The sequence below is a fragment of the Flexivirga caeni genome (assembly GCF_003724155.1).
GTDB classification, from domain to species: Bacteria; Actinomycetota; Actinomycetes; order Actinomycetales; family Dermatophilaceae; genus Flexivirga; species Flexivirga caeni.
Genome location: NZ_RJJQ01000016.1, coordinates 103,067 through 129,187, shown reverse-complemented (window position 1 = coordinate 129,187; position 26,121 = coordinate 103,067). Strand labels below are relative to the sequence as shown.

General features: G+C 66.4%; 25 protein-coding genes, 1 tRNA gene and 1 pseudogene. 13 read left to right on the top strand and 14 right to left on the bottom strand.

All coding sequences use genetic code 11. The annotated features are described in order from the left end of the window. Positions 1-155: 155 nt before the first annotated feature. The 4 genes from EFY87_RS20080 to EFY87_RS14890 form a co-directional block, all read right to left on the bottom strand. Positions 156-878 carry a sce7725 family protein gene (locus EFY87_RS20080; RefSeq protein ID WP_245988665.1) on the bottom strand — a complete coding sequence of 241 codons (723 nt, stop codon included), beginning with the start codon at positions 876-878 and terminating at the stop codon, positions 156-158. Then, a complete protein-coding gene (locus tag EFY87_RS14900) occupies positions 871-1,740 on the bottom strand; it encodes a sce7726 family protein (protein WP_148043358.1) in 870 nt (289 codons plus the stop codon). Before EFY87_RS14900 ends, EFY87_RS20080 begins: the two co-directional genes overlap by 8 nt. Then, positions 1,737-3,275, bottom strand: a complete 1,539-nt coding sequence (locus EFY87_RS14895; protein ID WP_158607662.1) for an SIR2 family protein — start codon at positions 3,273-3,275, stop codon at positions 1,737-1,739. The genes EFY87_RS14900 and EFY87_RS14895 overlap by 4 nt, the downstream gene beginning before the upstream one ends. A gap of 144 nt (positions 3,276-3,419) precedes the next feature. Further along, positions 3,420-4,430 (bottom strand): C-terminal helicase domain-containing protein, encoded by a 1,011-nt coding sequence (locus EFY87_RS14890; protein ID WP_281276210.1) that lies wholly within the window; start codon positions 4,428-4,430, stop codon positions 3,420-3,422. Positions 4,431-4,536: 106 nt separating this feature from the next. On the opposite strand from EFY87_RS14890, the gene EFY87_RS14885 reads away from it, so the two are divergent. Both EFY87_RS14885 and EFY87_RS20975 read left to right on the top strand, forming a co-directional pair. Beyond that, the gene (locus tag EFY87_RS14885) at positions 4,537-4,953 is read left to right on the top strand and encodes a sulfate permease (protein ID WP_123272268.1); all 417 of its coding nucleotides are present in this window, start codon (positions 4,537-4,539) and stop codon (positions 4,951-4,953) included. A gap of 38 nt (positions 4,954-4,991) precedes the next feature. Beyond that, a pseudogene (locus EFY87_RS20975) lies at positions 4,992-6,176 on the top strand (recombinase family protein); the annotation flags it as partial. A gap of 102 nt (positions 6,177-6,278) precedes the next feature. Here the strand turns inward: EFY87_RS20975 and EFY87_RS20970 are convergent. The 8 genes from EFY87_RS20970 to EFY87_RS14845 form a co-directional block, all read right to left on the bottom strand. Continuing rightward, a complete protein-coding gene (locus EFY87_RS20970; RefSeq protein ID WP_245988662.1) occupies positions 6,279-6,458 on the bottom strand; it encodes a hypothetical protein in 180 nt (59 codons plus the stop codon). 229 nt (positions 6,459-6,687) lie between these two features. Then, positions 6,688-6,760: transfer RNA gene (locus EFY87_RS14875), tRNA-Val, on the bottom strand. Between the two features lie 71 nt (positions 6,761-6,831). Then, entirely contained in the window at positions 6,832-7,302 is a 471-nt protein-coding gene (locus EFY87_RS14870; protein ID WP_123272267.1) for a peroxiredoxin, read from the bottom strand. After that, the gene (locus EFY87_RS14865) at positions 7,299-7,721 is read right to left on the bottom strand and encodes a DUF3052 domain-containing protein (protein ID WP_123272266.1); all 423 of its coding nucleotides are present in this window, start codon (positions 7,719-7,721) and stop codon (positions 7,299-7,301) included. The genes EFY87_RS14870 and EFY87_RS14865 overlap by 4 nt, the downstream gene beginning before the upstream one ends. A gap of 91 nt (positions 7,722-7,812) precedes the next feature. After that, complete coding sequence (gene pucL, locus EFY87_RS14860; RefSeq protein ID WP_123272265.1) at positions 7,813-8,700, bottom strand: factor-independent urate hydroxylase; 888 nt, start codon at positions 8,698-8,700, stop codon at positions 7,813-7,815. A gap of 6 nt (positions 8,701-8,706) precedes the next feature. Further along, the gene (gene uraH / locus EFY87_RS14855; RefSeq protein WP_123272264.1) at positions 8,707-9,048 is read right to left on the bottom strand and encodes a hydroxyisourate hydrolase; all 342 of its coding nucleotides are present in this window, start codon (positions 9,046-9,048) and stop codon (positions 8,707-8,709) included. Then, positions 9,045-9,569 (bottom strand): 2-oxo-4-hydroxy-4-carboxy-5-ureidoimidazoline decarboxylase, encoded by a 525-nt coding sequence (gene uraD / locus EFY87_RS14850; protein ID WP_158607661.1) that lies wholly within the window; start codon positions 9,567-9,569, stop codon positions 9,045-9,047. The genes uraH and uraD overlap by 4 nt, the downstream gene beginning before the upstream one ends. A 53-nt stretch (positions 9,570-9,622) precedes the next feature. Beyond that, complete coding sequence (locus EFY87_RS14845) at positions 9,623-10,378, bottom strand: IclR family transcriptional regulator (protein ID WP_123272262.1); 756 nt, start codon at positions 10,376-10,378, stop codon at positions 9,623-9,625. An 81-nt stretch (positions 10,379-10,459) separates the two neighbouring features. On the opposite strand from EFY87_RS14845, the gene EFY87_RS14840 reads away from it, so the two are divergent. The 8 genes from EFY87_RS14840 (at position 10,460) to fabF (ending at position 20,485) form a co-directional block, all read left to right on the top strand. Then, entirely contained in the window at positions 10,460-11,704 is a 1,245-nt protein-coding gene (locus tag EFY87_RS14840; protein WP_245988661.1) for a DUF6986 family protein, read from the top strand. Between the two features lie 14 nt (positions 11,705-11,718). Continuing rightward, on the top strand, positions 11,719-12,540 hold the full coding sequence (locus tag EFY87_RS14835; protein ID WP_123272260.1) for a bifunctional allantoicase/(S)-ureidoglycine aminohydrolase: 822 nt from the start codon (positions 11,719-11,721) through the stop codon (positions 12,538-12,540). Between the two features lie 158 nt (positions 12,541-12,698). Further along, entirely contained in the window at positions 12,699-15,452 is a 2,754-nt protein-coding gene (gene aceE, locus EFY87_RS14830) for a pyruvate dehydrogenase (acetyl-transferring), homodimeric type (protein WP_123272259.1), read from the top strand. A gap of 70 nt (positions 15,453-15,522) precedes the next feature. Further along, positions 15,523-16,650 (top strand): PucR family transcriptional regulator, encoded by a 1,128-nt coding sequence (locus EFY87_RS14825; protein ID WP_123272258.1) that lies wholly within the window; start codon positions 15,523-15,525, stop codon positions 16,648-16,650. A 99-nt stretch (positions 16,651-16,749) separates the two neighbouring features. After that, entirely contained in the window at positions 16,750-17,691 is a 942-nt protein-coding gene (locus EFY87_RS14820) for an ACP S-malonyltransferase (RefSeq protein ID WP_123272257.1), read from the top strand. Positions 17,692-17,696: 5 nt separating this feature from the next. Next, entirely contained in the window at positions 17,697-18,767 is a 1,071-nt protein-coding gene (locus tag EFY87_RS14815; RefSeq protein WP_123272256.1) for a beta-ketoacyl-ACP synthase III, read from the top strand. Positions 18,768-18,894: 127 nt separating this feature from the next. Then, positions 18,895-19,143 (top strand): acyl carrier protein, encoded by a 249-nt coding sequence (locus EFY87_RS14810; protein WP_123272255.1) that lies wholly within the window; start codon positions 18,895-18,897, stop codon positions 19,141-19,143. 97 nt (positions 19,144-19,240) lie between these two features. Beyond that, positions 19,241-20,485 (top strand): beta-ketoacyl-ACP synthase II, encoded by a 1,245-nt coding sequence (gene fabF, locus EFY87_RS14805; RefSeq protein WP_123272254.1) that lies wholly within the window; start codon positions 19,241-19,243, stop codon positions 20,483-20,485. Between the two features lie 41 nt (positions 20,486-20,526). On the opposite strand, the gene EFY87_RS14800 is transcribed toward fabF, so the two are convergent. Then, positions 20,527-21,042 (bottom strand): DUF3145 domain-containing protein, encoded by a 516-nt coding sequence (locus EFY87_RS14800; protein WP_123272253.1) that lies wholly within the window; start codon positions 21,040-21,042, stop codon positions 20,527-20,529. A 145-nt stretch (positions 21,043-21,187) separates the two neighbouring features. Continuing rightward, positions 21,188-22,474, bottom strand: a complete 1,287-nt coding sequence (locus EFY87_RS14795; protein ID WP_220093651.1) for an LCP family protein — start codon at positions 22,472-22,474, stop codon at positions 21,188-21,190. Between the two features lie 228 nt (positions 22,475-22,702). Here EFY87_RS14795 and EFY87_RS14790 point away from each other — a divergent pair, with 228 nt between their 5' ends. From EFY87_RS14790 to EFY87_RS14780, 3 genes are all read left to right on the top strand, one after another. Continuing rightward, positions 22,703-23,872, top strand: coding sequence for a sugar ABC transporter substrate-binding protein (locus EFY87_RS14790; protein WP_123272252.1), 1,170 nt, complete (start codon positions 22,703-22,705; stop codon positions 23,870-23,872). 78 nt (positions 23,873-23,950) lie between these two features. Then, positions 23,951-24,736, top strand: a complete 786-nt coding sequence (locus EFY87_RS14785; RefSeq protein ID WP_123272251.1) for an ATP-binding cassette domain-containing protein — start codon at positions 23,951-23,953, stop codon at positions 24,734-24,736. After that, a complete protein-coding gene (locus EFY87_RS14780) occupies positions 24,733-26,100 on the top strand; it encodes a sugar ABC transporter permease (RefSeq protein WP_123272250.1) in 1,368 nt (455 codons plus the stop codon). The genes EFY87_RS14785 and EFY87_RS14780 overlap by 4 nt, the downstream gene beginning before the upstream one ends. The last annotated feature ends 21 nt before the right edge of the window (positions 26,101-26,121 follow it).

Genomic DNA, 26,121 nt, shown 5'->3' with positions numbered 1-26,121 from the left:
GCACCTGCTTCCAGGAACTGTTGCGACCACGTATTCTCATCACCGACAGGGTGCCTTCCCGCTCGGATACCTCGAACTCTCGACAAGCTCGATTCTCCTTGCAGGACAGGCACTCTCGTCACATCACACGCCGACGAGCCCCAACAAACCCGCCGCTACCCGCGGATCTGGGTCAGACGGACGACATCACCTGATTCATAAGTGAAGTGAATAACTACCGCATAGGCTGGACCGCCACCTGGTTGATATCCCCTTCCAAGTGTGAGGAAGTCGCTGACGCCGAGGTAGCCTGCGCTCTTGTAGCCGGCAACGCGAGTGCTGAAGATCCCCTCTTCACGGCCGACATACTCTCGATTGCGCGGCAAGGAAGGAAACGGGTCGTTCGCCCAGACCACCGGAAGACCTCCGAGGGGCAGACCATATGACGCCGGGACCGTCCGATCTTCGGCAATGTTCCATCGAACTCCGTGATACGTCGCACCTTGCAGGGTCACGGAGAGATCCAGCTCATGAACGATATCGAGCGTGAACTGGTGCCCAGCGCCCCTAGCCTCACTGATCCAGCGCGACATCGCCGCGTGATCAGCGTCGGCATTGGAGAGGACGGCAAGTCCGTGGTGTTTGAGAAGATCGTTCTCAAGGTAGTAGTCGCCAAGTTCTCTCCAACTACCCTTCGAACGTAGATCACCGACCGAAGGGTTAAGGACGAGGTCACAATTGGCCCCCTCTTCGGCTATCGTTCCCAGCCTGCGTGTGAAGAGGTCGTTTGGTGCGGCCACCGGCTCAAGAATCGGTGTGACACGCGAAGATGCAGCGAAACTTGAGGCGCAGTTTCGAACAGCAAATACCTCATGCTGTCGTGCCCTCAGCCTAGGCATATACATTTGCAACCTCCTGGTTCATCCAGTCTTGAAGACTGGATATCTGCTGCCTCGTCGGATCGAGCTTCAATACGGCGGGGCGCACCGGCTCGGGCAATCGAGCGATCAGTGATCGGCCAGCCCGCGGTTTTCGCCCTCTCAGCTGCTCCGCGACCGCGTTGTGGAAAACGAGCGGGTCCAGATTTCGGGAAGCTGCTAGTGCGTATGAGAACACCCGCGTGTTCGGAAGGTCGGGAATAGCAGAGCCAAGAGCAGACAGAACTCTGAGATACTCTGCGCGACGAAGTGACCGCATCAAGACCTCTGAATCAAGAAACTCACGGCTAAACTCCGCATCGCGGACAGTCTCCACACGACCGTTCACATCAAGCCAGTGAAGACCAATAGTCTGGAACTCCGGGGCAGCGAGCACCCGTTCCACTACGCGCTTTGATGCCATAACAGACACCAAGGGTGCAATTTTCCGGTAATCGTGTAGCTGGCTATCGAGTCGGGAAGTGTTGTCGAGGTCGCTCTTGATCTCGACGGCGTGCAACGAGTCTGTCACGGCCAAGAAGTCGACGATGGAGCGACCGACCCTGAACTCCGGCAGAAGGATGCCGTTGCTCCACGGGATCATCTGACCGAGAACGGCTCTACGGTAGACGAGATCGTTACGGTAGTGGCGCGAGAGCCATCGGTCGCAACGCCAGATCAGTGTTCGAACGGTGGATGCGCCAATGGCTAGACCACTCTCAACAAGACTTGAAATGGTGCGATTCGCCAACTTCGATGCTGGGCCGTCTCGCATCGCTGAGCGGAGAACGGGTGCCGAAAGCAATGCCGAGGCCGCTGCCGCCTGGCTCTCTACAACGCTCATGATTTGGCCTCGTTCGGGGGTCCGTACATCAGCCAGTCGAGAGTCACGGCCAACTTGGCGTACTGCGTGAGGTAGTAGGACTGCTGACGATAGCTTCGGTTGTTGTTCAGGTACTCTCGCAAGCCCTCACCGTCGCGGGTCTCGTCGAGCAACGACCAAGGGTGTCCAAGAATCCAGTCCTCTCCTTGGCGGTCGAGCACGTCTTGAAAGGTCACACCATCCGGGAGAGAGCGTTTTCCGAGGTTCTTAGTTTCTCGGGAGATATAGGAATGAATCTTGGACGGAACTTCAACCTGCGGCAGCAAGTTCCCCGTCTCGTCAAGGAATTCACCTTGCCGGAGATGCTTCCAGTATGGCACGTACCAGTTGCTGGCGAAGGAACTCCCGAACGCCTCCGATATCACCTGGTCGCTGGGAAGCCCGCGGTCTGGCGAACCGAGCACATCATCAACGAGATCCCAGCGAGACAGGCCAATGATCCCTTTGACTGTCATCTTGGCGCCAACACCGAACACCACGTCGAGTTGATCCGAGGCTGACTCAATGTCGGAGACCTGCACGAGTCGACCGTCAGGATCGTTGCTCTTTACCAGTTCGTAAATTTGATTCTTGAGCTGACGTAGAACACGAGCCGGAAGTGCCCTCTCCTTGATTCCTAGCGCTCGAAAGACGTCGATGAAGTCAGGGACAACGATCTCAAAGGCCTCGATTTGGCCACCTTCGATCTGCACGGTTCGAGAGCGAACCTCTGGGGAAGCTTCCGAGTCCCAGTTGACGAAAAGAAGGCGCTCCTTAAGCTTGCTCGCGTTGGTGCCGCGCATCGCCTTCACCAGCGAACGAAGTATCTCCAGCACGTTGTTGTCACTCAGGCTGTAACCAAGGAAAACGATCGGGTGCTCGACGAAGAAGGTCATCAGTTTGGCGGCAAGGTACGCATCACGCTCTTGGAAGTCGTCGTAGTCCTCCCCCGTCAGAACGAGTGATCGCGGCTGTTGCGACGATCCGTGAATCATGTAGATCTCTGCGATACCTTGTGGGTCGGCGAACAGCAACTCATCTTGGCCAGTGAAGACGGTGTAGTCAGGGTAAACAACGGACATCAGCCTGTCGAAATTGGTCGTTATCACTCCTTCGACATTTGCGCTCTGCAGGAGCGAGAACTCGGAAGCGTACTCGGCCGTCGGCTTGAATCCTTCAATCGCTTCTTCGAAATACCTTGCCACTTCGATCTTTAGTGCTGATGAGGGATCGGTAACCTCGGTGCCATACCTGTCTCTCGAATCTGAGAATCGCTTATCCGACCACCACACCGAGTAGAACTCGTTGGCTAGCAGTGAGGCAGTCTTGGGAAGATCGCCTGAAGCGAGGCCACGGTAGTATTCATACGGGTGGCTAGTAAATGCAGCAAAGTGTCTAAGGAGACCTTCCCAATCGGGCAGATCAGCGTACCGTCTTGAGATCCCCGAGCCGATAAACAGGTACGGCGCAGCCATCGTCTTCAGATGAGAGCTGAGGAAGTCGTAAGCGGTACCCATGCTACATAGGGTATCCTCCGGCATCCTCCCGCGTTGTCGGTTCCGTGGTGGCACGCCCAGCGGAGTAGCGTTCCACCTGCCACCACGTCGTCACCGAGTGGTTCTCCGCGTGGCGTGTCGTCGCGCGCCTGATGAGGCCGATAGTCAGAGTCCACGTCGTGGTGTGTTGCGGACGGTCGACTGAGGTCCTCTGTCATCATCGTGTTGAGCACTCGCCTTGATTTGCCGCAATGCGAGCTGTCCTGCTCGGTACTCGGCCGCTTGATGAGGGCCACGCACAGCATTCGGGTCGCCCAGCGGTGCCGGGCCGGTGATCTCGTGGCGGTAGCGGTACAACGCGACGGTGGCCGCGTGTGCCTCCCACCGTTCTTGCGCTTCGGGGCGGACGCTGGGTTGCCCGAGCCGCGTCACCCATGCGGCTCCCACTTCTTGGGCGTCGTGCACGAGTTGCAGTGCGGCGGCTTCGATGAGTATCTGCCGCTCGGTGAGCGCGGTTTGCATGTCGTCGGCGATCGGCTCGGCAGGTGTTGGGATGAGTCCGGCGACTCGTGCTCTGGTTCGTTTGCCGGGCCGGAGCTTCTGAGTGGCTTGGTCGAGCATGTCGGCCAGCTGCGCGGCGGGGTCGGCTTGGTCTTCGCCCGGCGTGAGCCTCGGGGCGAGCGCGGTGAGCGCGACCGCTGCGAGATGGCCGGCTGCCTCGTGGCGTGCGAGTGCGCTCTCCAAGTGCTCGTAGTAGGGGCTGGTGAACACGTCGTCGGCCACGTTCTCGGGGAACGGCGCGACATCGAGCAGCGCGGCCCAGCGGTCGGTCTGTGCTTCGCGGGCGAGCACGTCGTACTCGGCGAGCAGCGTGGACAGCGAGGCGTGACGGTCTACCTCGAGCGCCAGCGTCTCGGTCGCGGACAGGTCGGCGTCGCTGCGGGCAAGCACCTTGGCGAGCCGATCGGTCAGGGTCAGCGGCTCGGGTTGGTCGAGATGCGGCTCGACCTCGTGCGGGTCGGGCACGATCACGTAGGCGTGGTTGCGGTGCTTGCCGCGCGTCATCGCCACGTAGAACAACTCCCGCGACGAGGCTTCAGGGTCAACGAGCGCGTGCGCGGTATCCACGCTGGCTCCTTGCGCACGGTGAACAGTCGAGGCGTAGGCGACATCAATGTTCAGCTAGTCGTCACCAGCCCCAGGCAGGTGGCAGACGAACCGGGGAAGCCGCCCCGGTAAGTCCATCCCATAGGAAGCGTCGCCGCTTCTGGAGGACTTGACCATGATCTGGCTCATCTTCATCGCCGTTCTTATCCTCTTCCGGGTTCTCCGGCCCTGGATACCCTCGACGATCCTGCTCGACTGGTTCCACACCCAGCGCGACCCGAAGTACAGCCTGTGGGCCATGCTCGTCGCGGCGACATACTTCGGCATCGCCTACGGCTGCACCGTCCTCATCGACAACGGAGCCCAGGGATGGCTCCACCTCATCGTCCTGATCGGGATCTGCGAGGGCTTCCGCTTCTTCTTCCACGGACTCCGCATCTACCGCGACGGTCGTTCCGCCCGGCGCAAGGAGCGCCGCGCCGCCCGTGACGCTGAGGGCCAGGCAAGTTCACCTGGCGGGTATGAGGCACTACCGGGTGACGAGCACGGGCCGACGTATCTCGGCCGAACCTCGGGTGCGCTCCAAGCCTGACAACAAGCAACTGATCGCGCTGGTTCTGCACATCGCGGATGGACTTCACGCCCAGGAGCTTGATCAGCAGCAGCGTCGCATCGGTGATCGACACAGCACCGAAAACACGACGGACGCCCGCTCGTCGTCGGGCGAGCAAGGAGGCCACCATGACTCTGACAATGCCGATGCGGGACACGGAAACGTCACCGCTTCTGACGGCGGTGACGTATCAACGTGTCTCGACCAAGGAGCAGGCGACCAAGGGGGGTCGTGACGAGGGGTTTTCCATCCCTGCCCAACGCCAGGCGAACGCGCGCAAGGCCGAAGACCTCGGAGCACGCATCGTCGCCGAGTTCGTGGATGCAGGAGAGTCCGCCCGCTCAGCTGACCGGCCCGACCTGCAACGGATGCTGGAGTACATCGCCACGCATCAAGTCACCTACTGCATCGTCCACAAGGTCGACCGCCTCGCCCGCAACCGGCTGGACGATGTGGAGATTCACCGCCGTCTGGTCGAAGCCGGGGTGACCTTGGTGTCTGCGACGGAGAACATCGACGAGACGCCCTCGGGGATGTTGCTGCACGGCATCATGTCGTCCATCGCGGAGTTCTACTCCAAGAACCTCGCATCCGAGGTCAGCAAGGGCCTGAACCAGAAGTTCGAGACCGGCGGAACGCCGATGCGAGCACCGGTCGGCTATCTCAACGTCCGCAAGCGTGACGAGCGAGGCCGCGAGTACCGCACCGTCGAGATCGACGCCGAGCGCGCCCCGCTGGTGCGGTGGGTATTCGAGCAGTACGCAACCGGCGAGCACACCGTCGTCAGTCTGCTCGCCGTGGCCACCGCGCGCGGACTCACCACCGTACCCACGCCGAAGCGTCCGTCCGGGCCGGTGGGCCGTTCCACGTTCTTCTCGATGCTGCGCAACCCGTACTACATCGGCATCGTGCGCTACAAGGGAGCCGAGCAGTCCGGCACCCACGAGCCACTGGTCGATGTCGAGACCTGGCAGCAAGTCCAACGTCTACTCGACTCCCGCAAGATCGCGGACGAGCGCCGCCGCACGCACGACCACTACCTGAAGGGCTCTCTGTTCTGCGGCCAGTGCGGGTCACGGATGCAACTGGACTACCCAGCCAACAAGCAAGGCATGCGCTACGCCTACTACGTGTGCTCCGGTCGGGCCTCCAAACGGAAGAACTGCACCCGGCGGGCTGTGCCAGTCGGCATCGCCGAGCAGCTGGTCGCGGACTGCTACCGAGACATCTCGATCACCGAAGAGCAGTACGCCGCGCTCGCGGCACAGGTCGAGGCAGCGTTCGATGAACGGCTCGCCTCCCGCTCACAGGAACTGGCCGAGCTGACAGAGAACCGCAAGCGACTCCAGATCGAGAGCGACAAGCTGCTCGCTGCGCACTTCGCCGACGCCATCGACCTGGAAACTCTCAAACGGCACCAAGACCGCATCCGGGCGGGGCTTGCTGACATCGACCGTCGCCTCGCCAGCGAACACGATCAGCACGAGGGGTCACGCAAGCACCTCAGCACCGCGCTCAGCCTGCTCGTAGACTGCGCGACCCTGTACGCGCGCACCGATGATCAGGGCAAGCGACTGGCGAACCAAGCGCTCACCAACGGCATCGAGATCAGCGAAGACGAAAGGGCGACGATCAAGCTCGCTGAGCCGTTCGCCGCCCTCGCACCAACACCGGCTTCCACCGATGTCAGGTGTTCTAGTACGTCTGAAATTGTGGGCCCGGCCGGGTTCGAACCGACGACAGCCGCGGTGTAAGCGCGGTGCTCTACCAACTGAGCTACAGGCCCCGGGGACGGCGGTGTGCCGCCGGGCGCTGGTCATTGTGCCAGTGGCGGCCGACCGGACACGAATCGTCGACTCAGAGCCCGGCGAGCGCCTCGCGGTAGCCGGCGAAGTCACGAGCCTCACCGGGCGCGTTGACCTGGGACCAGCGCACCGTGCCGGTGGTGTCGATCAGGAAGGTGCCGCGGACCGCCATACCGGCGTCGGCGTTGAAGACGCCGTAGTCGCGGGCGACCTGCCCGTGCGGCCAGAAGTCCGAAAGCAACTCGAAGTCGTAGTGCTGCGCGTCGGCCCACGCACGCAGCGTGAACATGGGATCGCACGAGATCGCCAGGACGTCGACCGCACCGTCGCCGGTGTAGCCGGACAGATCATCGCGTATGGCGCACAGCTCGCCCGTGCAGATGCCCGACCACGCGAAGGGATAGAACACCAGCAGCACCGGGCGATCGGCGACTCGCTCGATGAGCGAGACGTCCTCGCCGTGCTGATTCTTGAGAGCGAAGGCGGGCGCCGGCGCGCCGACCTCGGCAGGAGCATCGGTCATCGCTGCTTGGCCACCCCGCCCTGGACGAGTTTGGTCGCGATCCACTCTTCACCCGCACGGGTGGAGGTTCCGGCCTTCAGACCGGCCGTCTGGGCGGCCTCGGCGATGTCACTGGCGTCGACGTGATCCGGGTGCCCGGCGCCAGGCACCAGCAGCACGACGAATCCCTTGTCCGCGAGATTGGTCAGCGCGTCGACGCAGTCGTCGATCAGATCGCCGTCACCATCCCGCCACCACAGGACGACGGCATCGACCACACCGTCGTAGTCATCGTCCTCCAGACCGGATCCGATGACTTCCTCGATCTGGTCGCGCACGACGTCGTCGACGTCCTCGTCCCAGCCGAGTTCCTGCACCACCAGATTCTTTTCGAAGCCGAGCTTCTCGGCCAGTGCGGTTTTCTGGGCCCCAATTGCCATGGCCGTAGTTCACTAGGATCCGCGCCGGTTTGCAACTGGACCCGGCAATCGGAGGGGATTGCCGGGTCCGGTCGCCATGGCGAAGCGGCTCCTACCAGGCCTGGCCCGGGTCGTATGCCGAGGACTTGTCGACGTCCTCCGACCGCTTGATCGTCGCCTCGATCAGCCCGTAGGGACGGTCGTCGGCGTGGTGCACCTCGTAGTTGTTCTCGACCCCGAACGGGCTCAGGTCGATCACGAAGTGGTGCTTATTGGGGCAGCTGAAGCGGATCTCGGCGACGCTCGGCGCCGCGTCGAGCACAGCTCCGCCCATCTCCCACAGGGTGTGCTGCAGCGCATAGCTGTATGCCGCGGCGAAGCTGCTGGTGATGGCGTCCTTCACGGCATCGAACGACGCGCCCCACTGCACGTCACGGCCCTCGTGCGCCCACTGCGCGGTCACCGCGGTGGCCATGATGCGGTCGTTCGTCGGCTGCAGGGTGGTGTAGCGGTCCTGGTAGTAGCCGTGGAACTCCGAGTCGGTGGTCTTCAGGACGGTCAGTTCCTTCAGCCCGCTGACGACACTGGTGTCGTCAGCGGTGCGGGTCACGGTGACGGTACGCACGTAGTCGCCGTTCTTCACGAACGCGTGCGGGTTGCCGTGCGCGCGATCCCACGGGAACGCCTCGACACTGATGCGCACCCCGCTGACCTGCGGCACCTCGATGAAGTGATCGGCCAGCGCGAGCGCGAACGACTCCGGCTCGCGGACCGCGTCGCCGGCCTCCTTGGCGAAGGAGTTCACGGTGTTCTTGCAGGCGTCGGTGGTGAGCACCTTCGCCTGGTCGCCGGTCGTGTGGGCCTCGGTGAAGTCGCCGGTCAGCGACACGGAGACGTTGTAGTCGACCAGGTCGTGCGGCGCTTCGGGGTCGTCGCGGAAAACGCGCACGACGTGCACCTCGGCCTTGCCGTACTGGTTGTGCCCGAGCACATAGGACATCGGAAATCAGCTCCCTCGATAGGTGGAGAACGCGAACGGACTCAGTAGCAGTGGCACGTGGTAGTGCCGTTCTTCGTCTACGACGAAGGTGATCGCCACCTCGGGATAGAAGGCCCGGACCCCGGCACGCTCGAAGAAGCTGCCGGTGGCGAAGACGATGCGGTAGGTCCCCTGCCGGAGCCCGTCGGGCACCAGGCCGGCGACCCGGCCGTCATCGTCTGTGGTCCCGGACCCGATGGGCTGGCCATCGGATCCGGCACCGGTCTGTGCGAACACCGTCACGCCGACACCGCTGGCGGGTGCTCCGTGGACGGCATCGAGAACATGGGTGGAGAGGGTGGAGGTCATGGCGCGAAGGTCCCTTCCAGGCGCAGCCGGGTGATCTGACGGAGTTGCTCGCGCACCTCGGCCTGCTCGTCGGCGTCGGTGTTGGCGAGCCGGCGCCGCAGCTCGGCGAGGATCTCCCCGGGCGTCCGGCCGGCAGCACGGATGAGGAAGACGCGATCGAAGCGCTGTTCGTAGGTGACGTTGCCGCGCAGGATCTGATCGGCGACTCTCTCATCCGCCGACTGCATCGCCGACTGCTCCGAGCGGGACAGGTCCGCCGCCGTGTCGTGGCCGGTGACCCGGTCGCCGATGCGCGGATGGCCGGTCAGCGCGGCGTCCAGGTCGGCGATCGCCAGGCCGGCGAAGACCTGGTCCGACGCAGTCAGCAGGGCATCGACGCCGTCATACGGACGCCGATCGGCGACGGCGGTCGCCCAGGCGGGGCTGCTGCACAACGGCAGCAGCATGCGGACTGCGTCCGCACCAGGCGCATCGTTGAACTCGTCCAGCGTATTTCGCTGAATGGAACTCTCATTCCGCATGGAGAAAGGATGCCGGGTCGCTCGTCGGGTGTCAAGGTGCATATCGGGTGCGATCATCCGGCCAGCTGGACCGCGATCTCCTCGGCGGCCTCCCGCAGGACGGGTATGGCGTGCTGCTGCAGCGTTTCGGTCATCCTCGACGCCGGACCGGAGATGGACACGGCGAGGTTGGACGTCGCACCGAGCACCGGAAGCGCCAGGCAGGTCACGCCCTCCTCCATCTCGCCGACCTCGTGCGCCACGCCTTCGGCACGCACGCTGGCGAGCTGGTCGACGAACGTGTCCGGGTCGGTGATCGTGGCCGGTGTCAGCGCCGGCATCCCGCCGCGAGTGAGAATGCCGCGCACCTGCTCGTCGTCCAGCTGCGCCAGCAGCGCCTTCCCCGCGGCCCGGCAGTGCGGGTGCACGTGCTGCCCGAGCTGGGTGAACATCCGCATGGCACGCGGCGCCGGAGCCTGGCCGACATACACCAGCATGTCGCCGTCGAGCGCCGCCAGGTTGGCGCTCTCGCCGATGCGGCGGACAACCTCGGCGAGCAGCGAGCTGCTGCGCGAGCCGAAGGCGTCGAGCGCGGCATTGCCGAGCGGAATCAGCCGGGCGCCGAGCGCATAGCGCCGGTCGGGCAACTGGCGCAGGTAGTTGCGGTCGACGAGGGTGCGCACCAGCCGGTGAATCGTGGGCATCGGCAGGCCGGAGGCCGCGCTGATCTCCACGAGCGCCATCTCACCGCCGGCCTGATCGATCAGCTCGATGATGTCGAGTGCGCGCCCGACGGACTGCACCCCTGCGGGGCGGGTGTGCTCTGCCATGACGACTCCTCTACAGTCCTGTCATTCGCCAACATGGAATTTATACTCCATAATACGGAATGTTGGCCGAGAGGAGCCCCCGTGTCCGACTTCCGCACGACCTTGACCGCACAACTCGACGCAGCGCTTGCCGGTGCGGATGCCGCACTCACCCGTGATTATCCTGGTCCGGCGACCGGCCGTCACCCCGTGCACACGGTCTACCTGCCCGCCGACCGGTGCACTGCCGAGGACGTGCGTGGCTTCGCCCGGACGGCGCGCGACCTGCTCGCGACCTATGCACCCGACGCGGCCGAACTCGCCCGCGCCACAGGCGAATCCGTGGACGACGTGGCCGAAGTCTACGACCGTGTGGTCGCCAAGCTGGAGCGCGAGCCGATCGAGGACCTGCGGGCCGACTTCGAGGACGGCTACGGCGTGCGATCCGACGAAGCCGAGGACGGCCATCTCGCCGGCGTGCTGACCGGGTTCGCCGACCTCGCCGGCACCGGCGAACTGCCCGCCTGGCACGGCATCCGCTTCAAGTCGTTCGAGGCACCGACCCGCGCTCGCGGAGTGCACACCCTGGTGGACTACCAGCGGGGTATGGCGGGGGCCGGTCTCCTCGCCGGCAATGTCCTGACGCTGCCGAAAGTCACCAGCGTCGAGCAGGCGGCAGCCATGGACACCGCGTGCGCGGCACTTGAGGAGGAGCTCGAACTCCCTTCCGGCAGTGTGACGTTCGAGATCCAGGTCGAGACGCCGCAGGCCATCCTCGCTGCGGACGGCTCGGCGTCGGTCGCTCGCATGGTGCACGCGGCACCCGGTCGGGTCAGCTCGCTGGTTTACGGCACCTACGACTACAGCGCCGGTCTCGGGATCGCCGCGGCATACCAGGCCCTGGACCACCCGGCGGCCGATCACGCCAAGTCGGTGATCCAGGTAGCGGCCGCTCAGACCGGCACCCGCATCTGCGACGGCTCCACCAACGTGGTGGCGTTCGGCGACCGCGAATCCGCCCGCGCCACCTGGCGATTGCACGCCGGCCTGGTGACCCGCTCCCTGGTGCGCGGCATCTACCAGGGATGGGACATGCACCCCGGGCACCTCGTCTCCCGCTACCTGGCCAACTTCCTCTTCTTCCGGCGCGCGCTGCCCAGCGCGTCGGCGCGCCTCGCGGCATACCTGCATCAGACGGCCGGGGGCGATGTCATGGACGAACCCGCCACCGCCCGGATGCTCGCCGGCGCGCTGCTGCGCGGCGTGCACTGTGGCGCCATCGGCACCGACGAGGCCGAATCCGCTTGTCAGATATCCGTTTCCGAGCTCGCCGAGCTCTCCCGCTGAAGTCAGGAGTGACAATGACGCAGTACTACACGCCCCGGGGCGGGCTACCCGCGCAGACCGAGCTGACCACCGACCGGTCGATCTTCACCGAGGCGTATGCCGTGCTCCCCCGTCGCACCATGAGCGACATCACCAGCAGCCGCCTGCCGTTCTGGGACGACACCCGGCTGTGGGTGCTCGCCCGGCCCCTGACGGGTTTCGCCGAGACCTTCTCGCAGTACATCGTCGAGGTCGGTCCCGGCGGCGGCAGCGACCGCCCGGAGACCAACCCGGCGGCCGAGAGCGTGCTCTTCGTGGTGGACGGCGAGTTGCGCCTGGACCTCGGCGGGGCCCAGCACACGCTGCCCGCCGGCGGTTACGCCTTCATCGCGCCGGGCGACACGTGGACGCTGCACAACGACACCGGCAGCACCGCCACCTTCCACTGGATCCGCAAGCGCTACAGCGTCGTCGACGGCGTCGAGACCCCTGACTCGTTCGTCACGCACGAGTCCGACGTCGAGCTGGGCGCGATGCCCGACACCGACGGCCGCTGGTGCACCCAGCGCTTCACCGACCCCGACGACGTGCGCCACGACATGCACGTCAATATCGTCACCTTCGAGCCGGGCGGAGCGATCCCGTTTCCGGAGACGCACGTGATGGAACATGGCCTCTACGTCCTGGAGGGCAAGGCCGTCTACCTGCTCAACAAGGACTGGGTCGAGGTGCAGGAGGGCGACTTCATGTGGTTGCGCGCGTTCTGCCCGCAGGCCTGCTACGCCGGCGGGCCGGGCCACTTCCGCTACCTGCTCTACAAGGACGTGCACCGCCACGCCGCTCTCAACCTGCCGTGACGGTGGGCCGCCGAGAACTGAAACACTACTGACCAGTAGCCGAGACCCCCATCGGCCGGCTCGCCCGCGCGGGTAGAAGATGGATTCAGCCCGGAAACCCCGAGAAGACAGAACGTCGCAGTCGCGAAACACGCGGCAGCACATGAGAGGAGCCACTCATGGCGCGCGAGGACGCAGGACCGATCCTCAACGGCATCCCCAGCCAACTCCCCGACATCGACCCCGAGGAGACCCAGGAGTGGATCGACTCGCTGGACGGGCTGATCGACGACGTCGGCCAGACGCGGGCTCGCTACATCATGCTGAAGCTGCTTGAACGCTCACGCGAGCGCCGCATCGGTGTGCCGTCGCTGACCGCGACCGACTACATCAACACCATCAGCCCGGAAGCCGAGCCCTGGTTCCCGGGTGACGAAGAGGTCGAGCGCCGCTACCGCGCCTGGCTGCGCTGGAACGCCGCCATGATGGTGCACCGCGCGCAGCGCCCGGGCGTCGGGGTCGGCGGGCATATCTCGACCTACGCCTCGGCGGCCACCCTCTACGAGGTCGGCTTCAACCACTTCTTCCGCGGCAAGTCACACCCCGGCGGCGGCGACCAGGTGTTCTTCCAGGGCCACGCCTCCCCCGGCATGTATGCCCGGGCGTTCCTCGAGGGCCGCCTGTCCGAGGAGCACCTGGACGGCTTCCGCCAGGAGCACTCGCACGTCGTGCAGGGACAGCGGCTCGGCCTGCCGTCATACCCGCACCCGCGCAACATGCCCGACTTCTGGGAGTTCCCGACGGTCTCCATGGGCATCGGGCCGATGAACGCGATCTACCAGGCGCAGTTCAACCGCTACCTGCAAGGACGCGGCCTGAAAGACACCAGCCAGCAGCATGTCTGGGCGTTCCTCGGCGACGGCGAGATGGACGAGCCGGAGTCGCGCGGGCTGCTGCAGCTCGCCGCCAACGAAGAGCTGGACAACCTGACCTTCGTGGTCAACTGCAACCTGCAGCGGCTGGACGGCCCGGTGCGCGGCAACGGCAAGATCATCCAGGAGCTGGAGAGCTTCTTCCGCGGTGCCGGCTGGAACGTCATCAAGTGCATCTGGGGCCGCGGCTGGGACCCGCTGCTGGCGGCCGACCGCGATGGCGCACTGGTCAACCTGATGAACCGCACCCCGGACGGCGACTACCAGACGTTCCGGGCGAACGACGGTGCCTACGTGCGCGAGCACTTCTTCGGCCGTGACCCGCGGACCCGCGACATGGTCAAGGACTGGTCCGACGACGAGATCTGGTGGAAGCTCAAGCGCGGCGGGCACGACTACCGCAAGGTCTACGCGGCATACAAGGCGGCGACCGAGCACACCGGCCAGCCGACCGTGATCCTGGTCAAGACGATCAAGGGCTACAGCCTCGGCACCCACTTCGCCGGGCGCAACGCGACCCATCAGATGAAGAAGCTGACGCTGGAGGACCTGAAGAACTTCCGCGACTCGCTGAACATCCCGGTCAGCGACGCGCAGCTGGAGGAGAACCCCTACCTGCCGCCCTACTACCACCCCGGCGAGGACGATCCGGCGATCAAGTACCTGCGCGAACGGCGCAGCAAGCTCGGCGGCGGTCTGCCCGACCGGCGGCACACGGCCAGTGCGCTGAAGCTCCCGGACGACAAGGCCTATGCCGCGGCGAAGAAGGGCTCGGGCAAGCAGGAAGTCGCCACCACGATGGCGTTCGTCCGCATCCTGAAGGACATGATGCGCGACAAGGAGTTCGGCAAGCACGTGGTGCCGATCATCCCGGACGAGGCGCGCACCTTCGGCATGGACTCGTTCTTCCCGACCGCCAAGATCTACAACCCGCACGGGCAGCACTACACCTCGGTCGACGCCGAGCTGATGCTTGCCTACAAGGAAGCCACCGACGGGCAGATCCTGCACCTGGGCATCAACGAGAGCGGCTCGGTCGCGGCGTTCACCGCGGCGGGCACGTCATACGCCACCCACGGCGTGCCGATGGTGCCGATCTACATCTTCTATTCGATGTTTGGCTTCCAGCGCACCGCCGACTTCATCTGGGCGGCGTCCGACCAGATGACCCGCGGTTTCCTGGTCGGCGCCACCGCCGGCCGCACCACCCTCACCGGTGAAGGCCTGCAGCACGCTGACGGTCACTCGTTGCTGCTTGCTGCGACGAATCCCGCTGTCGTTGCGTACGATCCGGCATACGGCTATGAGATCGCGACCATCGTGCAGGACGGCCTGCGGCGAATGTTCGGGGATGACGCGGAGAACGTCATCTACTACCTGACTGTCTACAACGAGCCGATGCAGCAGCCGGCCGAGCCGGAGCAGGTCGACACCGAAGGCATCCTGCGCGGCATGCACCTCATCTCCGAGGGCGACACCGCCGCCGACGCGCCACGTGCACAGTTGCTCGCCTCCGGCGTCGGTGTGCCGTGGGCCCTGGAAGCCCAGCAGTTGCTCAAGGACGACTGGGGTGTCGTCGCCGACGTCTGGTCGGTCACGTCGTGGAACGAGCTGCGCCGCGACGGCGAGGCGTCCGACGAGTTGCGCTTCCTGCACCCGAACGCCGACCAGCAGGTGCCGTTCGTGACGCGGCAGCTGCAGGGGCGCCCCGGCCCGGTCGTGGCCGTCTCCGACTGGATGCGGGCGGTGCAGGAGCAGATCCGCCCCTGGGTGCCCGGCGACTACGTGACGCTCGGCGCCGACGGTTTCGGCTTCAGCGACACGCGCGCCGCCGCGCGCCGCGTTTTCCACATCGACGGGCCGTCGATGGCCGTGCGGACGCTGCAGGAGCTCGCCGCACGCGGCGAGATCGACCCGCAGACGGCCGTCGACGCTGCCGCGAAGTACGACCTGCTCAACCCGCAGGCCGGCGCCAGCGGCAACGCAGGCGGCGACGCCTGAGCGCACGACGTATGCCGAAGGGTCCCGGGGATCACCCCGGGGCCCTTCGCGCTCGCCATACACTTGGCGCATGTCCACAAGCACCGGGCAGCGCCTCGAGCGCAGCGCCGACCAGTTGTCGGCGGCCGCGATCGCCCGGCTGGACGAGAGCTACGAGTGGTACCGCGGCCTCCCGGCTGACGAACGTTCCTGGGTGGGCCTGGTCGCTCAGGCCGGCATCGGTGCCTTCATCTCCTGGTATCGCGCTCCGGACCGGACCCCGTCCCTGCCGGTGGACGTGTTCGCCGCCGCGCCCAGAGAACTGACCCGGAGCATCGCGCTGCAGCAGACGCTGCAGATGGTGCGCACGGCGATCGACGTCGTCGAGGAGCATGTGCCACAGCTGGCGGCGGCCGGTGAGCAGCAACAGTTGCGCGAGGCCGTGCTCATCTACTCCCGGGACATCGCGTTTGCCGCGGCACACGTCTACGCACAGGCAGCCGAGGTCCGTGGCGCCTGGGACGCCCGGCTGGAAGCTCTCGTCGTCGATGCCGTGCTGCGCGCCGAGGCCGACGACGACCTCAGCTCCCGGGTCGCAGCGCTGGGCTGGCACGACGTGCGAGGTGTCGTCGTGATCGCCGGCGCGGCCCCGCACGGACCGGGCACTGACGCACTGGATGCATTGCGGCGCAACGCAACTCACAAGGGCGTGACAACCCTCGCGTCCGTGCATCGCAACCTGCTGATCGCGATCCTCGGCGGCGTCGAGGACAGCCTGGCCGTCGCCACGGCCCTGCAGCACCTCTGGGGCGAAGGCCCGGTCGTCGTCGGACCGCGCGTGCCGCACCTGTATGCCGCCGGACGCAGCGCCCGGGCCGCGCTGTCCGGCTACCGCGCGGCCGCGGCCTGGCCCGACGCGCCACGGCCGTGCGCCGCGAGCGAGCTGCTGCCCGAGCGCGCGCTGGCGGGCGATACACGCGCCCGCCGGTCCCTCGTCGACAAGGTGACCCGGCCGGTGCGCGACCGCCCCGAGTTGCGGGACACCGTCGCGGCATACCTCGAGTGCGGCGCACTGGAGGCGACCTCGCGCACGCTCTACGTGCACCCGAACACCGTCCGCTACCGGCTCGGGCGCATCGCCGAACTGACCGGATATGACCTCACCGACCCGCGGGACGCCTTCACCGTGCGGCTCGCGCTCGCACTCTCCCGCCTCTGAGCGAGTCACCCCATTTTGGAGGAATCCTCCAAATGGGGTGCCGCAGCTTCGTCGGATTCGAAGACGCCATCAGGACGGCCGGTCCGGCACAGTAGACCTGTGCTCGCGATCGTCTGCCCTGGACAGGGCTCACAGACCCCCGGATTCCTGACTCCCTGGCTGGAGGTGCCCGGTTTCGCCGACCACCTGCACCGGCTGTCGCAGGTCGCTGACACCGATCTGGTCGCCCACGGCACCACCTCTGATGCCGAGACCATCAAGGACACCGCCGTCGCGCAGCCGCTGATCGTCGCCACCGGCCTCGGCACCCTCAGCGCACTGCTGGACGACGCGGACCTGGCTGGCGACGCTGTGCTGGCGGGCCACTCGGTCGGTGAGATCACCGCCGCCGCGGCCGCCAGCGTGCTCAGCGAGGACGACGCGATGCGGTTCGTCACCGAGCGCGGCAACGATATGGCGCGCGCCGCCGCCGTCACGCCGACCGGCATGGCGGCCGTGCTCGGCGGCGACGAGGCGGAAGTGCTCGTCACGCTGGAGTCGCTGGGGCTGACCCCGGCCAACCGCAACGGTGCCGGCCAGATCGTGGCGGCGGGCACGTTGGAACAGCTCGCCGCGCTGCAGGAAGCGCCGCCGGCGAAAGCTCGCGTCATACCGCTGCAGGTGGCGGGGGCGTTCCACACCGCCCACATGGCACCGGCTGTCGACGCGCTGCGCGAGCACGCCGCGTCGCTCGAGGTGCACGATCCCCGTGTCCGCCTGCTGTCCAACAAGGACGGCGGCCCGGTGAGCGACGGCACGGAGGTGGTCGACCGTCTGGTCGCACAGGTCGCCGGACCCGTGCGCTGGGACGCCACCATGCAGACCATGCTCGATCTGGGAGTCACCGGACTGATCGAGCTCTGCCCGGCCGGAACGCTCGTGGGTCTGGCCAAGCGCGGCATGCGCGGCGTCGCGAGCGTCGCCGTCAAGACACCGGACGACCTCGACAAGGCCCGCGACCTCCTGCGCGAGCACACCTCCAACGCTTCGCAAGGGAGCTGACCCGCATGACCGTCCAGCCGAAACACACTGGCACGCTGCAGGCTTCGCAGGGCGCGCGCTATTCGCGCATCGTCGCTGTCGGTGGCTACCGCCCCGAACGCGTGATCACCAACGCCGAGGTCTGCACCTGGATCGAATCCTCCGACCAGTGGATCCGCGAGCGCTCCGGCATCGAGTCGCGACGGTGGGCCAGGCAGGATGAGACCGTCATCGACATGGCCGAGGCGGCCGCGTTCGACGTGCTGCGCGCCGCCGGGATGACGGCCGACCGGCTCAGTGCCATCGTCGTCGCGACCGTGACCCACCCCTACCAGACGCCGGCTGCTGCCCCTGCCCTCGCCACCCGTCTCGGCGCCAACGGCATTCCGGCGTTCGACATCTCCGCAGCGTGCGCGGGCTACTGTCACGGTGTCTCGATCGCCTCGGACATGGTGCGCGGCGGCAGCGCGGAGAACGTGCTCGTGATCGGCGCCGAAAAGCTGTCGGCGTTCACCGACATCCACGACCGGGGCACCGCGTTCATCTTCGGCGACGGGGCCGGTGCCGCGATCGTCGGGCCTTCGGACCACCCGGCGATCGGCCCGACTATCTGGGGTTCGGACGGCGAGAAGTGGGAAGCCATCCAGCAGCGCGAGCCCTGGACGCAGCTGCGCGACCAATGGTTCGTCGAGGCCGAGTCGGGCAAGGCGGCAGACCTCGACCCCGCGAAGGCGTACGCCGAGACCTCTCTCGCGATGCAGGGCCCGTCCGTCTTCCGCTGGGCGGTGTGGTCGATGGCCCCTGTCGCGCAGCAGGCGATGGACGCGGCAGGGATCACCGTCGACGATCTCGACGTGTTCATCCCGCACCAGGCCAACATGCGCATCATCGACGCGATGATCAAGCAGCTGAAGCTGCCCGCCGACATCCCGGTCGCGCGCGACATCGCCGAAACAGGCAACACCTCGGCGGCCTCCGTCCCGCTCGCGACCGAGCGGATGCTGCGCGAAGGCATCGCCCCGCACGGCGGGCTCGCGCTACAGATCGGGTTCGGAGCCGGGCTGGCCTACGCGGCGCAAGTGATCGAGTTGCCCTGAACGTTCGCCGGCAAGGGCCCGCCGTGCCATAAGGTCGAATGCACGACTCCCGCGATCCGGCGGGTAATCCGGGTCAGCCCGAAGGTGCGAAAATCCACCATCAGCAATTCGAACAAGGAGCATTGAGATGGCGCAGAGCGAGCAGGAGATCCTGCAGGGCCTTGCCGAGATCGTGAACGAGGAGACCGGCGTCGACGCCGCGGACGTGCAGCTCGACAAGTCCTTCACCGAGGACCTCGACATCGACTCGCTGTCCATGATGACGATCGTCGTCAACGCCGAGGAGAAGTTCGGCGTGCGCATCCCCGACGACGACGTCAAGAACCTGACCACCGTCGGCGACGCCGTCAAGTACATCCAGAACGCTCAAGACTGAAACACCCTTTCGTCCCGCGGTGGTCCGGCGAGCGTGCTCGCCGGACCACCGCGGAACAGCGTCATACCACCACCCCGCCTGAGGAGCCTGAAGATTCATGAGCGCAGACAAGCGCGTCGTCATCACCGGACTGGGCGCTACCACGCCGATCGGTGGCACGGCCCCCGAGACCTGGGAGGCCCTGCTGGCCGGCGAGTCCGGCGCCAAACCGCTGCCGGCCGAGTGGCTCGAGCGGTATGAACTGCCCGTCACCTTCGCGGCCAGCCTCAAGCAGGACCCGAGCGAGGTGCTCTCGCGGGTCGAGATCCGCCGAGCCGACCCGTTCGCGCAGTATGCCGTGATCGCTGCCCGAGAAGCCTGGCAGGACGCCGGCGCGCCGGAGATCGAGCCCGAGCGCCTGCTCGCCGCCATCGGCACTGGCATCGGCGGCGTGCACACGCTGCTCGACCAGTACGACGTCCTGAACGAGAAGGGTCCGCGGCGCGTCTACCCGCTGACCGTGCCGATGCTGATGCCCAACTCCGCCTCCGGGATGATCTCCATGGAGTTCAAGGCACGTGCCGGAGCGCACACTGCGGTGTCCGCTTGCGCGTCCGGTGCCGAGTCAATGGGCCTGGCAGCGAGCATGATTCGTCAGGGTCGTGCCGACGTGGCCATCGCGGGCGGCACCGAGGCCGCCATACATCCGTTGCCGATCGCCGGATTCGCCGCTTCCCAGGCGCTCTCGAAACGAAACGACGACCCGCAGGGCGCGTCGCGCCCGTGGGCCGCCGACCGCGACGGTTTCCTGCTCGGCGAGGGTGCCGGCGTCGTCGTGCTGGAGTCCTACGAGCACGCCAAGGCTCGCGGGGCAAAGATCTACGCCGAATTCGCCGGCCTCGGTATGTCGGCCGACGCCTACCACATCACGGCCGGTGACCCGGAAGGTGCGGGCCAGGCACGGGCGATGAACGAGGCGATCGCCAGCGCCGGCCTGCAGCCGTCCGACATCGTGCACGTCAATGCGCACGCGACCTCGACTCCCGTCGGCGACGCGGCCGAGATCACCTCGGTGAAGCGGGCTTTCGGCGACGCCGTGGACGGCGTGTGCCTCACCGGCACCAAGTCGATGACCGGTCACCTGCTCGGCGCCGCCGGCGCGCTCGAGGCGATCATCCTGGCGCAGACCCTGCACCACCGGATCGTGCCGCGGACCATCAACGTCACCGACGTCGACCCCGAGATCGACCTCGACCTGGTCATCAAGGACCACCGCACGTTGCCGGACGGCGACCTGGCCGCCATGAGCAACGCGTTCGGCTTCGGCGGCCACAACATCGCGGTCGTGCTGAGGACGGCCTGATCCCCGCGCTCCTCCCTTCGCGAGTGAGGAGCGCGGCCGGATCAGGACACGCGGTGCAGCCAGCGCACCGAGGCACCCTCGCCGGCATACCGGAAGGGCTCCAGCTCCTGGTCCCAGGCAGTTCCGAGCAGCTCGGCCATCTCGGCCCGGAACAGCTCCGGGTCACCCTTGCTGGCGACGAGCGCAGCGCGCAGCCGATCCTCGCTGACGACCGCGTCCCCCGACGCAGCGGTCCAGGTGTGATGGATGCCAAGAGTCGGCGTGTGCGACCAGCGCGAGCCATCGCATCCGGGGCTGGGTTCCTCGGTGACCTCGTAGCGCACGTCGACCCAGCCGCGCAGGGCACTGGCGAGCTTGGCACCGGTGCCGGGCTCGCCCATCCAGGACAGCTCGGTGCGCAGAGTGCCGGCGGCGACGGGCTGCTTGATCCACTCGATGGGCGCGGCAGCGCCGAGCACACTTTCCAGCGCCCAGCCGATGTGCGGGCAGAGCGCGGCCGGGGTGGAGTGTACGAACACCACCCCGCGGGTAACAGCGCGCGCAGTAGCGGCAGACATCCGGGCCTCCTGACAATTGCGAGGGACGTCTTCCCCAACGACCTCGCGGGCGGCCGGCATACGTGCCGTATGGCGTGCTTGTGCGGTTGTGCGCCCTATTCTGCCTCATCCGTCACAGCAGCACCAGCCGAGCCGTTCCCGCCGGTCACGGTGCCGAGTCGGGAACGGAGGGGCTGGCGGCATACGCCTGGGTCGGTGTCATCGCGACGCCGTTGATGACCACGGTCCGGTAGGTGCTGACCTGAGCACAACCCGACGCCGATGTCACGGTCTCCGCATAGTCGGTCGCGGAATCCGTCGGTGTCGGGCTGGCGCTCGGCTTCGCGACTGTCGACTTCGACGGTTTCGGCGCCTTGGACACGCCGATGTGGCCGGCAGGCCGGCTAAGGCTCACGTCGCGCACGATCTTGCCGAACAGCGTGGGTGCGTTCGACGCCGGAACCACCACGTTGTCGTTGCTCGGATCAGGCACCGTCGGCATCGTCACGAACGTGGTGCGGGAGCCGGGCACTTCACTGAGCTGATAGGCGAGCGACGTCAGGGAGGGGATGCTGCCCAGGCCGGGGTCGACGGTGACCGCCGAGGTGGCCGCATCGGCCAGCTTGAGGACTTTGACCGGGTTGACCAGCGTCGACGCGCTCTCCATGTTGCGCAGCATCGCGGACAGGAAGACGTGCTGGGCGACCGTGCGCCCGATGTCGCTACCGTCGCCGAAACCGTGCCGGGTGCGCAGGAACTCCAGTGCCGCGATTCCCTTCAGCGTGTGCGTTCCCTTGGCGAGCTTCAGGTGCGAATACGGGTCGTAGACATTGTTGTTCACGCAGACCGACACGCCGCCGACCGCATCGGACATCTTCACGACACCGGCGAAGTCGATCACCATGAAGTGATCCACGACGATGCCGGTGAGCTGGTGCACCGCGCGCGCGGTGCAGTCCGCGCCATACTGGAAAGTGCTGTTGATCCGGTCGACGTGCGGACTCTCGGTCTCTCCCGTCGCCTGATCGACACACGACGGCACGCTCATCATGGTGTCGCGCGGGATGCTCATCACGGTCGCGTTGCTGCGGTCGGCCGAGATGTGCACCACCATCAGCACATCCGAATTGGCGGCCGCCGACGTCGCCTTCGTCGAGGTCGCCGTTGCAACAGAGCAGTCGCCACCGATTGCACAGTCCTCACGGCTCGCCCTGGTGTCCGATCCGATGACCAGCAGGTTGATCGGTGAGTGGCCGGCCGCGTTCTTGGTCTCGTGGCCCTGCGATAGCAGCGGAGCGGTCTTCAGGTTGCCGTTCAGATGCAGATAGAGACCGATGCCGCCACCGATGACCAGCACGAGGATGACGACCATGGCGATGACGAGCCGTCGGCGCGTTGCACGCCGACGGCTCGTCAGCCGGGCGCGTCTGCGGGTGCCGACCTCGACGCTCATACCTGCGGAACCTAAGCGGTCAGCCCGCGCGAATCTCGGGAGTTCCCTGTGCGTATGCCGAACGAGCAGGTCACAGCCAGGTCACGATCTGCCGCTCAGGGCGCCGATCCGGCCAAATGTGGTGCGGATCACTCACGGTCGGGATAAGTTGCCGTACGCAACATATTCATGGACAACGGCTCGAACCGGCGGATGATCTGCCTTCGAGTTGGACGGAAAGGTGGAACCATGCGCAAGGGTGCACTCAGCACAGCCTGTGCAGTTGCCGGCGTCATCGCCCTGGCGGGGTGCGGCAGCAGCAGTAGTGGCGGTGGCAAGTCCAGCGGCACGCCGAGCAGCGGAACCGGTGGTATGAGCTCGAGCAGCGCGCCGGCAACCGGCGGCTCGGCGACCGCCGCAGCCGGCGGCGTCGACGGCAAGGGCGCCAAGGTCGGCATCATTCTGCCGGACCGGCAATCCTCCAACCGCTGGATCTCCTCCGACCCGGAGGCGCTGAAGGCGCGCTGCAAGACCGACAACCTCAGCTGCGACATCCAGAACGCCAACGGCTCGGCGCAGCAGATGACCACGATCGCCACCAAGATGATGAATGACGGCGTCAAGGTCCTGGCGCTGGTCAACCTCGACTCCGCATCCGCGGCCCAGATCGAGAAGACCGCCAAGTCCAAGGGCATCTACACCATCGACTACGACCGCCTCACCCTCGGCGGGTCGGCGAGCCTCTACGTGTCGTTCGACAACGTCAAGGTCGGTCAGCTGCAGGGCAAGACCCTCGAGCAGTGCTCGCAGGTCAAGGGCAAGTCGGCCGTGCAGTACGTCGATCTGAACGGCGCCCCGACGGACAACAACGCCACGCTCTTCAAGCAGGGCTACGACAGCGTCCTGAAGGACGCCAAGGGCTGGACGAAGGTCGGCGACCAGTCGGTGCCCAACTGGGACAACCAGCAGGCCGGGATCATCTTCACCTCGATGCTGCAGAAGGCCCCGAAGCTGAACGCCGTCATGGTCGCCAACGACGGTATGGCGGGATCGGTCGTCACCGCTCTGCAGAAGCAGGGACTGGCCGGCAAGGTCGCCGTCTCCGGACAGGACGCGACCGTGCAGGGTCTGCAGCGCATCATGGACGGCACCCAGTGCTTCACCATCTACAAGCCGTCCACCGAAGAGGCCTACCCGGTCATCGACGCGGCGGCCGACCTCGCCAACGGCAAGCCGCCGAAGACGACGACCCAGATCAAGGACACCCAGACCGGCCGGGAGGTTCCGGCGATTCTGGCACCGCCGATCGCGATCACCAAGGCGAACGTCGCGGTCCCGATCAACGCGGGATACACGCCGAAGTCGACCACCTGTGTCGGCAAGTACGTCGCCCTGTGCAAGGCCGCCGGCGTCAAGTAAGCGTTCCGTTCGTCACTACGAAGTGCGGGCCGGGCGGACCTCCGTCCGCCCGGCCCGCACTCGTGTCTAGGGAGATTCATGTCTGATCAGCCGATCCTGCAGTTGCGCGGGGTCAACAAGAGCTTCGGTGCCGTGCATGTGCTGCACGACGTCGACTTTGCGGCATACGCCGGTAAGGTGACCGCGCTCGTCGGCGACAACGGCGCCGGCAAGTCCACTCTCGTCAAGTGCATCGGTGGCACTTACACGATCGACTCGGGCAGCTACGAGTTCGAGGGCACGTCCCAGCACGTGTCCGACCCGCGCGACGCGGCCGCCCTCGGGGTCGAGATCGTCTACCAGGATCTCGCTCTCTGCGAGAACCTCGACGTCGTCCAGAACATGTTCCTCGGCCGGGAGCGCCTGCGCGGCATCGTGCTCGACGAGGAGTCGATGGAGATCGCCGCGTCCGACACGCTGAAGTCGCTGTCGGTGCGCACCCTGAAGTCGGTGCGACAGCGCGTGTCCAGCCTGTCCGGCGGTCAGCGGCAGACGGTCGCCATCGCCAAGGCCGCACTGTGGAAGTCGAAGGTCGTCATCCTGGACGAGCCCACGGCCGCACTCGGTGTCGCGCAGACCGCACAGGTGCTCGAGCTGGTGCGCCGTCTCGCCGACCAGGGCACTGCCGTGATCCTCATCTCGCACAACATGCTCGACGTGCTCCAGGTGGCCGACACGATCTCGGTCCTCTACCTCGGCCAGCTGGCGGCGACCGTCAACCGGGCAGACGTCAACCAGACCCAGGTCGTCGAGCTGATCACCACCGGCCGCAGCGGCAACCTCGGCCTGCAACCCATCGGCACGATCACTGGAGCATCCGCATGACCCCCGAATTCGCCAAGCCGGCCACCGCCGCCGAGGCGGAGACTGCGTCCGACGACACTGCGGCAGCGGCGACGACGCTGCCGACCGGCAGCAGCGTCGGCGCCTACCTGCACAACTACTGGCAACGCATCCGCGGCGGTGACATGGGCTCGCTGCCCGCAGTTGCCGCGCTGGTCGTCCTTTTCCTGGTCTTCTCCGTCGCGGAGAGCGGCTTCTTCACCAAGGCCAACTTCGCCAGCCTGATCACCCAGGCTGCCCCCGGCATCCTGCTCGCCATGGGCCTGGTGTTCGTGCTGCTGCTCGGCGAGATCGACCTGTCGGCCGGCACCACGTCTGGTGTCGGCGGCGCGGTCGTCGCCGTGCTGCTGATGAAGAACTGGCCGTGGCCGCTCGCCGTGCTGCTCGCCCTGGTCGTCGGCGCCGCCATCGGCCTGCTGATCGGCTGGATGCGCACTTTCCTACGGGTTCCGTCGTTCGTCTCGACCCTGGCGCTCTTCCTCGGCCTGCAGGGTGTCGTGCAGATCGTCGTCAACAGCGCCGGCACGCAGGGCAACGTGTCGCTGAACAGCGAGGCGCTGGTCGCTCTTGAGAACAGCAACATGCCGCAGTGGGCGGGCTGGCTGATGGCTGCGATCGTCATCGTCGGCTACGCCGCCCAGAAGCTGCTGGCCGTCAACGCGCGGCGACGCCGGGAGTTGCCCACCGAGCCGGTCCTGGTGACTGCATCCAAGGTGGGCGGCATCGCGATCGTCGCGATCGTCTTCACCCTCGTGCTCAACCTCAACCGGGCGGTGAACGCCGGAGGCGGCACCAAGATCGTCCAGAAGGACGGCAAGCTGGTCAGCGAGAAGGTCGCTGCGGCATACCTCGGCGGGGTTCCGTGGGTGGTGCCGGTGATCCTGGTGCTCGTCGTGGTGCTCGGTTTCGTGCTCAGCCGCACCCGCTACGGCCGGCACGTCTACGCCGTCGGTGGAAGCGACGAGGCCGCCCGCCGGGCCGGCATCCGGGTCAACACCGTGCGCATCTCGGTCTTCGTGATCTGCTCGATGCTGGCCGTGGTCTCCGGTGTCGTGCTCGCCTCGCAGACCGCGGTCAATGCCTCCCAGGGTGGCGGCAACACGCTGCTGCTCGCCGTCGGCGCAGCCGTGGTCGGTGGCACCAGCCTCTTCGGGGGCAAGGGCAAGATCACCGACGCAGTCGTCGGTGGTGCCGTGGTCGCCGTCATCATCAACGGTATGGCGGACCTGTTGCAGGGCAAGAACAACTCCGCCTGGCAGTGGATCGTGACCGGGCTGGTGCTGCTGCTCGCCGCCACCGTCGACGCCGTGTCCCGGCGCCGCGCCGGTTCGACCGGGGTGGGCTGATGGCCGTCCTCCGGCCGGTCC